Consider the following 10,947-nt stretch of genomic DNA (forward strand, 5'->3'; position numbering starts at 1 on the left):
GGTTCGTTAAAAAATGGGCACCAGTCCATAACCCTTGCTCTGGTAGCCGATCAGCGAAATGAAGCCGTTGCCGACAAGTTTGAGACCAGGTAGCAGCTTGTCTACAGGGACTTTGAAAACGCCGGTGGCGATTTCACAGACTTCCATCCTGACCCCTTTCCTATCCAGTTCCTTCACTGTGGCGGTGATCGATTTCAGGAACTCCTGGTGTTTGGCCGCCAGTTCCGCTTCGGGTGCCGCCGTGAGGAAGCGAACCGTGGGGCCGATAAAAACGACCACCAGGTCGGATTTTACCTTCTGTGCCGCGAGGCTTTTGTGGGTCTCATTGATGAGATTCAAGTAAAGGGCGGTCTTCTGCGGATTATCAGTATCCACGAGAAATATCCCCTTTCCCTGCTTCACTCCTTCAAGGGCTGCAGCATCATTGCTGTGACCAGCCCAGGCATTCATGCTCCCCAGCAGGGAAGCGACCAGGACTAGTGCACTTGTTGTCAGTGTGATACTTTTTAGTGCCATTAATTTACTCCTTTCTTTCAATGGTGTTAGTGGCCTGCGGCAGAGCCAGCAGAGCGCGGAAAGTGTCGAAACAGGTTCGAATGGGTGCATCGCTTTTGCAAAGCCTGGCGAGCATGATGGCTCCCTCGGTTGCCGTCACCAGGTGCTGGGCAAGAGTTTCAGCCGCCAAATCTGTTCTGACCTGGCCTACCTTTTGTCCTTCGGTTATGAGTTGCTGCAGTTTCCTGGTCCAGTCCTGGAACACCAGGTTGACGAAGTTGGCCAGCAGTTCGTTGGAATCGGCCATTTCCAGGGCGGCGTTGCCGAAGATGCAGCCGCCGATGAATTCATGGCTATGGTGTAATGCGATGGTCCCGGCAAAGTAGTTTTCCAGAGCGTCAGCCGGTGTCGCGCCGGTCGTCACCGTTTTCAGGAACTCCAGGAGCTGCTCCCGGGCACGCTGCAGAACCAGCAGAGCGATCTCTTCCTTGCCGGTGAAATGGAAATAAATGGTCCCCTTCTTTAGGCCACTGGCGACCATCAAGTCGTTGATGCTGGTTGCAGCAAAGCCTTTTTTCTTGAACAAGGCATATGCTGCATCGATAATCTTTTCCCGGCTCTTATCACCTTTTTCCGACATGCGGCTCCACCTCCGCTCGATAAACCGACCGACCGGTACATTATGTCAGGTAGTGGGGCATGTCAAGGGCAAAAATGTCTAACCGCTGCAGTGGTTATCGTTGGCGGGCAAAGAGGGGCATTGGCGGCAGGTGAAAGAGCGCCGCAACTGGGGTGGCGGTGAAAAAATACAGGAATCAGCGACGGGAGCGAGAAGTATTCGATGATGGCTGCAGTAAGCGCATCAAGGATGTATTCGGCCGGTTCAATATCTATGGCAATGCCAGAACTAAAAGCAATTTCTCTTATCGGCCCGTCGGTAACGTGGGCTGTTGAAAAAAGTCGGGGCCATAAGGAAGGAATTTAGAATATTGACTCTATAATAAAAAACCTTTAATTGGTGCTATAATTGATCTGCTTGTATTCCAATTAAAGGAGATTCAACATGAAAAGGAAAAACCTGTTTCTGCTGGTCCTTTTTGCATCCTTTTTTTCAGCTGGAATAGCCTCGGCATATCCCTTCACTTCTGACGATATTGCCCATTGGCCTGAGCTTAGTGATGCGGCATATCATAACAATACCATGCCCCAATTTATGGGTGCTTATGCCGGTCCCACCTATTATACCTTTGCCGGTCATGACAAGGCGAAAAACGATTACAACGCGACGATCTATATTGATCCCACCAGAGATCTTGAGTACTATCGTAAAGAAAACTCACCCTACCAGACCGGCAGGGCCTATTACGCTGAGTACGTTTCCGGTAACATATTTGGCAACCTGAGCAATCTGGTGACCCGGGCAGGTGACAACTTTGATTATCTTTTGGGTGGGGGTATGGAAGTTTTAGAGGGGCACGACAGGACGCGTTTTGGTTCCCCCGAATATCATGCCTACGACACTTATATTTTCTCATCACTTCATGTGGGTGATTGGATAGACGTTACGAAAGATTGGGACCCCGATTATCGTATTGGTCTACAGCTTGTCGATGTGCAGACGAGTACAGCTCCGGTACCTGAACCTGCTACCTGCCTGCTGTTTGCCAGCGGGCTGGCTGGTTTTGGATTATTGCGGAAGAGAATCAAAAGTTAAGCCCCGACAATAATTTGCCATAGCCGAGTGCTCAGCCATCACGCTGCTCGCCGCTCATGGAAAAAATCACCTGAGTAACAAGCCTTCAATCGGATTAACGAATGAAGGCTTGTTGTCTTTAAACAACATACGTTACCAGCTGACTTGATTGGTCGGTATTTAATTGTTTCGGGAATGGAAGTTAGCGTCGAGAGGCGAAGTATTCGATGATGGCGGCGGTAAGTGCATCAAGGGTGTATTCGGCCGGTTCAATATCTACGGTCAGTCCCAACTCGCGGCAGGTCTTGGAGGTAATGGGGCCGATGGAGGCGACGGCGACACCATCCAGTAGCTTGAGCAGCCGATTTTCCCCCACCATGGCGGCGAGATTCTGGATGGTGGAGGACGAGGTGAAGGTGATGCATTGGATGTGTCCGGCTTCAAGGGCTTCCAGAGCTGAGGTCGGAAGCTCCTCCGGTACGACGTTGCGGTAGGCGATGGGGGCAATTACTTCCGCCCCCATTTTCAGCAGTTCGGAAGGTATCACCTCGCGAGCCCGGTCTGCCTTGGGAAAGAGCACGCGGCTTCCCTGGATTTCCAGCTTGCTGAAGGCTTCGACAACTCCTTCCGCCTTGTAGTTTTCCGGGACAAGATCCGCCTTGATGCCGTGGGGAGCGAGAGCGGCAGCGGTTTTCGGCCCGACGGCGCAGATGCGGCAGCGGCCGATGGCCCTGCTGTCCAGTCCCAGCTCGTCAAGGCGGCAGAAAAAGTATTTCACGGCGTTGTACGAGGTGAAAATCAGCCAGTTGAAAGTGGGTAGTTCTGTGATTGCCCTGTCCAGTTCGCTGAATGTTTCAGGCGGAATGATCTGAATTGTCGGGCATTCGTGGACGGTGGCGCCGTGGCTGGCCAGGAGTCTGGAGAATTCCCCTGCCTGGTCTGCGGCGCGGGTTACCATGATGCCGGTGCCGAACAGGGGCCGGTTATCGAACCAGCGCAGTTTTTTCCGCAGGTTGACCACTTCTCCGACTATGGTGATGGCCGGGGCTTTGAATGATGCCTGGCGGGCCTTGTCGGCGATGTCGCCCAGGGTGCCGATCAGAACTTCCTGCTCGGTCCTTGTTCCCCAGCGGACCAAAGCCACCGGAGTTTCCGCCGCTCGGCCATTGTCCACCATCTTCTGCGCGATCAGGGGAAGGTTCTTGATCCCCATGTAGAAGACGACGGTGCCGCTCCCCAGGGAGAGCCGCTCCCAATCCATGTCCGATGCTTCCTTACCCGGATTTTCGTGGCCGGTGACGAAGGCCACCGAGGTTGTGAAGTTGCGGTGGGTGAGGGGAATACCAGCATAGGCAGCGGCGCCGATACCTGCCGTGACACCCGGCACGATCTCAAAGGGGATGCCGGCAGCAACCAGGGCTTCGCATTCTTCGCCGCCACGGCCGAAGACGAAGGGATCGCCCCCCTTGAGCCTGGCAACAACCTTCCCTTGCAACGCCTTCTCCACCAGCAGTTCATTGATCTGCCATTGCTCATGGTTATGGGCTCCGCCGATCTTTCCGGCATAAATCAACTCCGCCCTAGGGGCGGCATTTCCCAAAAGCGCCGGGTTGGCCAGGTAATCGTAGAGGATGACCTGGGCTGCAGCAATGCATTCACGTCCCCGCACGGTAATGAGGCCGGGATCGCCGGGACCGGCGCCAATGAGGTAGACGTAGCTTTATCAATTTTAGATGGGCAAATATTAGTCATGGCATATCTTTCGTTCAAACCGGGAAAGCATATTCACGCGGAGACGCCAAGACGCAAAGAACGACAGGAAACCCTTGAGCTTTTCTCTGCGTCTTTGCGCCTTTTGGTGACGGCTGGTTATGGTTTTCTTCAGCGCAAACTGCAGTAACGGCAGTTAAACTGGTATTTCCTTCTCCCGCGATACTTCCCGCTGATAAACCTCTGCAAGAATGGCATGGCCGCCGTCGGCAAGGAGCTGCTCGGCCAACTTGATGCCCAGTTTTTCACATTCTTCTGCAGGCCCGCTGATGGTGCCCCGCACCGAGGTTTTGCCGTCCACGGAAGCGATAAAGCCAACCAGTTTCAGTTCAGAGCCGGTCACTTCGCCGAAGGCGGCAATAGGCACCTGGCAGCCTCCCTCGCAACGCCAGAGCAGGGCGCGTTCTGCCCTGACCGCAAAGGCGGTGGCGGGGTGGTTGAAGAAGTCGATGGTCTTTTTCACCTCTTCATTGTCCAGGCGACACTCGATTCCCAGTGCCCCCTGGCCGATGGCAGGGATGGACAGCTCGGTCGGCAGATATTCTGCGACCTTTTCGGTAAAGCCAAGCCGCTTCAGTCCGGCGGCGGCAAGGATTACTGCATCCAGCTTCTCGGTCTCCAGTTTGTTGATGCGGGTTTCCACGTTGCCGCGGATGATGACCATTTCCATGTCCGGGCGGACTTTGAGGAGTTGGGCCTGACGGCGCAGGGCGCTGGTACCGATCTTGGCCCCCTGGGGCAGATCGGCGAATTTGATGCCGCGGGAAATAACGGCGTCACGCGGGTCTTCACGCTCGGTGATACAGTGGAGGCCAAGCCCTTCCGGAAATTCGGTGGGGACATCCTTCATGCTGTGCACGGCAATGTCGATATCGCCCCGGAGCATGGCCTCTTCGATTTCCTTGACAAAGAGTCCCTTGCCCCCTACCTGGGCCAGCGGCACGTCAAGAATCTTGTCGCCAATGGTCTTGATCTTCACCAGCGACACTTCCATGCCCGGATGACGCTTTTCCAGTTCGGACTTGACCCAGTTTGCCTGCCAGAGTGCCAGCTGGCTGGCGCGTGTGCCTATTCTCAGTTGTTTAAGTGCCACGGAAATCTCCTTTTCTATCTATATCTTCTCATCATCAAATGACAGTCGCTTATCCAGCTATTCAGCTATTCTTCCAGCTCCCCCAGTTCCATTTCCTCATGGGGGGCGGTTTCCAGATCGAACAGGTTCCGCAGCGCATCCACATAAAGATCGTTGCGATTGCCCTGGTCGCTCCGTTTCAGGACACTGGTCGGCTGGTGGAGCAGCTTGTTCATGATGGCATTGGTCAGGGCTTCCAGCCGCTTTTCACCTTCGGGTGGCAGGTCCTTCCAATTGGCCATGGTCTTTGCCAATTCGGCTCGGCGGATTTCGTCGAACTTGGAGCGAAGGGCAACGATGGTCGGGGTGACTTCAAGGGAAGAGAGCCACTTGAAGAACTGGCCGATCTCTTGCTCGACGATGGCTTCGGCCTTCTCCGATTCCTTTTTCCGCTGTTCCAGGTTGGTGGCGACAACGCCGTTTAGATCATCCACGGTGTATAGATAGATGTTCTCAATGTCGTTAACCTTGGGATCGATGTCGCGGGGAACTGCAATATCGATGAAAAACATCGGTTTCAGCTTGCGGCGGCGAATGACGTCTTCGATATCCTTTGGCTTGATGATGAAGTGGGGCGCACCGGTGAAGAGAGGATGATATCGGCTTTGTGCAGCTGGTCGAAGAGGTCCTCGTAGTTGACTGCCTTGCCGTCGAATTCTTCGGCCAGCTTTAACGCCCGCTCGAAGGTCCGGTTGGTGACCATGACGCCGCGCACGCCGGTGTTGATAAAGTGCTTGGCCGCCAGCTCACACATCTCCCCGGCGCCGATGAGCATGACTGTCTTGTCGGAAAGATCGCCGAAGATCTTTTTGCCAGCTCCACGGCGGCAAAGGCCACAGAAACGGCTGAGGAGGCAATCTTTGTCTCGGTGCGTACTCTCTTGGCCACTGAAAAGGCCTTGTGCAGGAAGCGATTGAGAATGATGCCGGAACTTTTGTATTCGGCGGCATAGCGTAGGAGGTTTTGATCTGGCCAAGGATCTGCGGTTCGCCGACTACCATCGAGTCCAGGCTTGATGCCACCCGGAAAACATGGCGTGTTGCCGCCTCGCCATGATAGCTGTAGAGGTGCGGCTCCAGGGTTTCCAGGGGAAAGTTGTGATAGTCGGCCAGGAACCGCTTGAGGCGGGCGATACCCCCGGCAATGTCACGGGTGGTGGCGTAGATTTCAACCCTGTTGCAGGTGGAGACGATCACCCCTTCAGTGATATCCGGAATGGATACCAATGCGTGCAACGGCTTCTCCATCTGGGTCGGGGAAAATGCAACTTTTTCCCTTATCTCAACTGCGGCTGTTTTGTGGGACAGCCCGACAACGATAATGTTCATAGCTCGATCTGCCTCTGATTCCACAAATGCCCACTGGAGCAGCGGGGCATTTGCCAATTTCCCTCATTTGTAGCTGTGAAGCCCCGACAACAAGAGATTGACGCCGAGAAAGGTAAAAAGCATGATGAAAAAGCCGAAGATGGAGAGGATGGCAGCCTTGCGCCCTCGCCAGCCGGTGGTAAGTCTGCCGTGCAAGAGAGCTGCATAGACAAACCATGTGATCAGCGACCATGTCTCTTTCGGGTCCCAGCTCCAGTATGTGCCCCAGGCGGTTTCAGCCCAGATCGCCCCGGTTATGATGGCGAAGGTGAGCAGAGGGAAGCCGAAAGTGAGGCAGCGGTAACTTATATCGTCCAGGGTATCCAGGGAGGGGAGCCGCTGGAACATAGCACCGAGCTTTTTGCTTTTCAGGAAGTGGGACTGGATCAGGTACATGATGCTGGCGCCGAAAGAGACGGCAAATGCGCCATAGCCGAGGAACGCAACAATGGTATGCACGGCGAGCCATTTGCTTTTCAGGGCCGGATTCAGCGGCGTGATGGCTGAAGGAAATGTGGTGGATACGGCCAGAAGAATCAGGGCCAGAGGGGTAATGAAAGAACCAAGGACAAACATTTTGTACTTGCGTTCGAAAATGATGAAAATGCCGATAACGGCCAGGCTGAAAAAGGAGAGGGACTCGTGCAGGTTGGTGATCGGCGTATGCCCCACCTCGATGAAACGATTGGCGGTGAAGGCCAGATGGGCAATGAACCCGGCGGAGATGGTCCAGTGTGCGGTACGCCCCAGCAAGTTCTCAGGTTTCACCAGGTAGATGAGATAAATGACGGTGGCGACAAAATAGATGCCGAGGGTGCAATAAAAGAGCAGGGCATTCATTGATGGTCCTTTTCTTCCTCCAAAAGATGGCTGATGCTGAATTCCGAACCGAAAATCTTGAGGAGAAGATGGTCCAGTTGGTCGTATCGCCGTTCTTTGATCATTCGAGGAAGGTCATGGGCTGCCAGTTGGCTTAGAAGCGCCTTATTGTATGCGCTGTTGCCCTTTGCAGTCAATAGCTTTTCACGCAGAATGCCCAATAGCCTCAGGGTCTGCTCATACTCCGGTCCAAACGACGCTTCCAACTGCTCGCGGATTTTTTTTGCCATTGCCGGGCTTTTGCCTCCGGTGGAGACGGCAATCACCAGGTCGCCCCTGGTCATCACTGCCGGCATGATAAAGCTGCTCAGTTCAGGATCGTCGCAGACATCAACAAGAATGCTGCGATTTTTTGCCTCATCGGCTACTGCCAGATTGACGGATCTGTCGCTGGTGGCGGCAATGGCAAGAAATGCTCCGGCCAGATCGCCATTTTTGTAGTTCCGTGGCAGATGCTTGATGAAACCGCCTTCGCTCAGCTTTGCCAGCTTGTCTGACAGGGCGGGGGTAATCAGGGTGATCAGTGCACCTGCTTCAAGCAGCTTGCAAGTCTTGCGCTCCGCGACCTTGCCGCCGCCGACAACGGTTACCATCCTGCCGGCCATATTCAAATTTATGGGAAAAAAGGACATGGGAATATACTATGGATGAGCGGCGAAATGGAGTCAATAGCCAGTGATAGAAAATAATGATCGAAGGTACATGAACCGCGGAACCGCATGCCGCCTGCAATTACTCCTTGATTTTTTTTTCGCGTCGGCTATAGTTATAGCACTTTTTGCATGTATTTTACCGATTTAAATCCAAGGAGAGCAATCATGGCCAGCGAAAAAGTACTGACATTTACCGACGACAACTTTGAAGCAGCGGTGCTCCAGTCGGAGATCCCTGTTCTTGTAGATTTCTGGGCTACCTGGTGTGCCCCGTGCAAAGCCATCGCCCCCCTCATCGATGCCATCGCTGAAGAATATGAAGGCAAGATAAAGGTCGGCAAGGTCAATGTTGATGAAAGCCCTGGCATGCCGGGCAAATACGGCGTACGCGGTATCCCGACCGTCATTCTCATCAAGGACGGCAAGGTTGTTGATCAGGTGGTCGGTGCTGTGCCCAAGGCACAGCTTGAGGCGCTGATCAAAAAGGCTCTGTAAAGGATTGCTATGAAGTTACGCAGTATCCGTTTCGTTTTACTCGCCATGTCGCTGCTTTTATCTGCTGCTCCGGTATCCGCCGCCTTGCAGAAAGGACAGCCGGCTCCCCCAATCAATGTGGTGACAACCTCCGGCCAGCCGGTATCGCTGGCCAACTACAAGGGACATGTGCTGGTCCTGGATTTTTTCGCCACTTGGTGCTACCCCTGCAAGGAAGCCATTCCCCATCTGTTGAATCTGAATCGCAAGTACGGCAAGCAGGGACTGCAGATCCTCGGTATGAGTGTTGACGATGGCAGTGATAAGGTGGTCAAGGCATTCATCGCCGAAAAAAAGATCAACTATCCGGTTGCCATGGTTGATGAAGATCTCCAGATAGAATACGGGCTACGCTCGGTGCCGACCATATTTGTCATCAGCAAGAAAGGGATCGTTGCCGAAAAGTTGCAAGGCTATTCGGAAGAGGTCGGAAGGACTCTGGAAAATACTATAAAGAGGCTTCTTGTCGAATAATCCCTGGGACGTTATTCAAAATTCACAAAGGGCGATGCGTTTGTATCGCCTTTTCCATTTTCATGCAGATGCTTCCATAGGGACTCAGCGACGGTGGCGGAAATGCCCTGGACCTGGCGCAGCTCTTCCAGCGTTGCTTCACTTATCTTTTTCAGGCTGCCGAAGTGGCGCAGGAGTTCCTTCCTCCTCTTAATGCCAATGCCGGGAATCGCTTCAAGCTGCGAAGCCAGCAGCTTATTGCCGCGCAGTTTTTTGTGGTAGGTCACGGCAAAACGATGGGCTTCATCCCTGATCCTGGCCAAAAGCAGGAGCGGTGCGGAGTTCTGCCGCAGCACCACCGGATTTTTTCGGTTAGGCAGAAAGACCCGCTCATCTGACCTGCTGATTTCCGCAGCGTCCATTTCCCGGTCAACCCTGCTCTTTGCCAATCCGGCAGCTTCCACATCTGCAATCTGCAAGTCGCCCAGTACATGGGTGAGAACGTTCAACTGGCCGATTCCTCCATCGACGATGATCAGGTCCGGGTAGTCGTCGGGAGCTGTTCCAGGCTTGAATCGCCTGGAAAGCAGTTCTCTCATCATGGCAAAATCGTCGGACTGGCTGACCCCCTTGATGCGATAACGACGATAATGTGCTTGTCAGCCTTGCCGTCCACAAAGGCAACCTTGCTGCCGACCGCCATCTGTCCCTGAATGTTGGAGATATCATAACATTCGATGCGGCGGGGGAGTTTATGCAGATGGAGGCGTTCTTTGAGTGTCTGGAGAATGGCCTCACCCGATTCGGCCGCTTTTTTTCGTTCAGCGGCCGCCGTTTCCGCATTTTTGATGGCAAGTCTTACCAGTTCCAGTTTGTTGCCCCGTTGGGGCACCGTTATGGATACCCGCCTGCCGCGTAATTCGGAGAGGAGCTCTTCCTGTGGCAAGGGATCGGCGATGGCAATGGGGAGCACTATTTCCGAAGGATGAATACCTCCTGGTTGTAATATTCGTTGAGGAAAGAAGCGATCCCTTCACGATCGTCCATTTCCCAGCTGAATGAATAGTTCCTGCTGCCGGTGAGGGTGCCGCCGCGGAGAAAAAGAAGGGCGATGTGCAGTTGCTCCCCCTCCCGGTAAAAGCCGATGACATCGGAATCTCCCCCTTGGGCAACCACCTTCTGCTTTTCCACCGTAACCTCGATGGAACGGATCAGATCGCGGAACCGGGCGGCTTTCTCGTACTCTTCAGCGGCTGCTGCGGCACTCATCCGCTCCCTGAAAATTTTCAATATTTCCCGATTTTTCCCTTCGAGGAAAAGGGCGGCGCCTTCGGCCAGGGCCATGTAGTCTTCCCGGGAGATCTTGCCGTGGCAGGGGGCGGAGCATTGCCTCAGCTGGTAAAACAGGCAGGGACGATTTCGCCTCCTGCAGGTCTCCATTGGGTAGTGACGGAGGGGAAACAGTTTGTAGAGATGCTTGAGCACGGCCCTGGCATCGGAAGCGGATGAATATGGTCCGAAATAGCGGGCTCCGTCGCGGGTAACCTTGCGGATGATGGACAGGCGAGGAAAGTCGCTGGACATGTCCATTCTCAGGGAAAAATATGTCTTGTCGTCCCGGAGATTGAAATTGTACTTGGGACGGTACTTTTTGATCAGGGTATTTTCAAGGATCAACGCTTCCTTTTCCGTATCGGTGACGATGAACTGGATATCGGTGACCCTGGCCATGAGGAAGCGGATCTGGTAACGGGAATCACCCGATGCGGCAAAGTAGGAGCGGATCCGTTTGCGCAGATCCCTGGCCTTGCCCACGTAGAGGACTGCTGCCTCGCATCTTTCATAATGTAGACGCCGGGTGACGATGGAAAATGGCCGATACTGTCAATTTCTATCATAAGTTGTAAGTATAGAAGCAAAGGGGAACCGTTTCAAAGCTTTTCTAGGAGTCTGTCGGACTTAGGGATCGAA

Annotated in this window: 12 protein-coding genes and 2 pseudogenes; 4 read left to right on the forward strand and 10 right to left on the reverse strand. The window is 53.8% G+C overall.

Annotated elements, in window-relative coordinates; all coding sequences use genetic code 11:
• Nucleotides 1-6: 6 nt before the first annotated feature.
• Both JCM15764_RS16865 and JCM15764_RS16870 read right to left on the reverse strand, forming a co-directional pair.
• Nucleotides 7-516: a DsrE family protein gene (locus JCM15764_RS16865; RefSeq protein WP_054697789.1), complete on the reverse strand. Its 510-nt coding sequence runs from the start codon at nucleotides 514-516 to the stop codon at nucleotides 7-9.
• A 4-nt stretch (nucleotides 517-520) separates the two neighbouring features.
• Nucleotides 521-1,135 (reverse strand): TetR/AcrR family transcriptional regulator, encoded by a 615-nt coding sequence (locus JCM15764_RS16870; protein ID WP_054697792.1) that lies wholly within the window; start codon nucleotides 1,133-1,135, stop codon nucleotides 521-523.
• Between the two features lie 158 nt (nucleotides 1,136-1,293).
• Here JCM15764_RS16870 and JCM15764_RS24705 point away from each other — a divergent pair, with 158 nt between their 5' ends.
• Together JCM15764_RS24705 and JCM15764_RS16875 are read left to right on the forward strand one after the other, a co-directional pair.
• On the forward strand, nucleotides 1,294-1,449 hold the full coding sequence (locus JCM15764_RS24705) for a hypothetical protein (protein WP_243689265.1): 156 nt from the start codon (nucleotides 1,294-1,296) through the stop codon (nucleotides 1,447-1,449).
• A gap of 109 nt (nucleotides 1,450-1,558) precedes the next feature.
• Entirely contained in the window at nucleotides 1,559-2,209 is a 651-nt protein-coding gene (locus JCM15764_RS16875; RefSeq protein WP_054697795.1) for a PEP-CTERM sorting domain-containing protein, read from the forward strand.
• 181 nt (nucleotides 2,210-2,390) lie between these two features.
• Here the strand turns inward: JCM15764_RS16875 and cobA are convergent, their stop codons facing one another.
• The 7 genes and pseudogenes from cobA to JCM15764_RS16900 all read right to left on the reverse strand — a co-directional run bounded on the left by cobA (nucleotide 2,391) and on the right by JCM15764_RS16900 (nucleotide 7,968).
• Nucleotides 2,391-3,857 (reverse strand): uroporphyrinogen-III C-methyltransferase, encoded by a 1,467-nt coding sequence (gene cobA / locus JCM15764_RS16880; protein WP_243689266.1) that lies wholly within the window; start codon nucleotides 3,855-3,857, stop codon nucleotides 2,391-2,393.
• 237 nt (nucleotides 3,858-4,094) lie between these two features.
• Entirely contained in the window at nucleotides 4,095-5,051 is a 957-nt protein-coding gene (hemC, locus tag JCM15764_RS16885; RefSeq protein ID WP_054697801.1) for a hydroxymethylbilane synthase, read from the reverse strand.
• A 65-nt stretch (nucleotides 5,052-5,116) separates the two neighbouring features.
• On the reverse strand, nucleotides 5,117-5,524 hold the full coding sequence (locus JCM15764_RS28710; protein WP_369412360.1) for a glutamyl-tRNA reductase: 408 nt from the start codon (nucleotides 5,522-5,524) through the stop codon (nucleotides 5,117-5,119).
• 39 nt (nucleotides 5,525-5,563) lie between these two features.
• A pseudogene (locus JCM15764_RS28715) lies at nucleotides 5,564-5,865 on the reverse strand (NAD(P)-binding domain-containing protein); the annotation flags it as partial.
• Complete coding sequence (locus tag JCM15764_RS28720) at nucleotides 5,837-6,475, reverse strand: glutamyl-tRNA reductase (RefSeq protein WP_369412358.1); 639 nt, start codon at nucleotides 6,473-6,475, stop codon at nucleotides 5,837-5,839. The gene JCM15764_RS28720 and the pseudogene JCM15764_RS28715, both read right to left, overlap by 29 nt.
• A gap of 6 nt (nucleotides 6,476-6,481) precedes the next feature.
• A complete protein-coding gene (ccsB, locus tag JCM15764_RS16895; RefSeq protein WP_054697805.1) occupies nucleotides 6,482-7,297 on the reverse strand; it encodes a c-type cytochrome biogenesis protein CcsB in 816 nt (271 codons plus the stop codon).
• Nucleotides 7,294-7,968 (reverse strand): precorrin-2 dehydrogenase/sirohydrochlorin ferrochelatase family protein, encoded by a 675-nt coding sequence (locus JCM15764_RS16900; protein WP_054697808.1) that lies wholly within the window; start codon nucleotides 7,966-7,968, stop codon nucleotides 7,294-7,296. The genes ccsB and JCM15764_RS16900 overlap by 4 nt, the downstream gene beginning before the upstream one ends.
• Before the next feature lie 186 nt (nucleotides 7,969-8,154).
• Here JCM15764_RS16900 and trxA point away from each other — a divergent pair, with 186 nt between their 5' ends.
• A complete protein-coding gene (gene trxA / locus JCM15764_RS16905) occupies nucleotides 8,155-8,484 on the forward strand; it encodes a thioredoxin (RefSeq protein WP_054697811.1) in 330 nt (109 codons plus the stop codon).
• A 9-nt stretch (nucleotides 8,485-8,493) separates the two neighbouring features.
• Entirely contained in the window at nucleotides 8,494-8,997 is a 504-nt protein-coding gene (locus JCM15764_RS16910; protein ID WP_054697814.1) for a TlpA disulfide reductase family protein, read from the forward strand.
• A gap of 11 nt (nucleotides 8,998-9,008) precedes the next feature.
• Here JCM15764_RS16910 and uvrC read toward each other — a convergent pair.
• Nucleotides 9,009-10,874 (reverse strand): annotated as a pseudogene (gene uvrC, locus JCM15764_RS16915) (excinuclease ABC subunit UvrC).
• Nucleotides 10,875-10,947: the final 73 nt, after the last annotated feature.

The sequence above is a fragment of the Geotalea toluenoxydans JCM 15764 genome, assembly GCF_001311985.1.
Lineage (GTDB): Bacteria > Desulfobacterota > Desulfuromonadia > Geobacterales > Geobacteraceae > Geotalea > Geotalea toluenoxydans.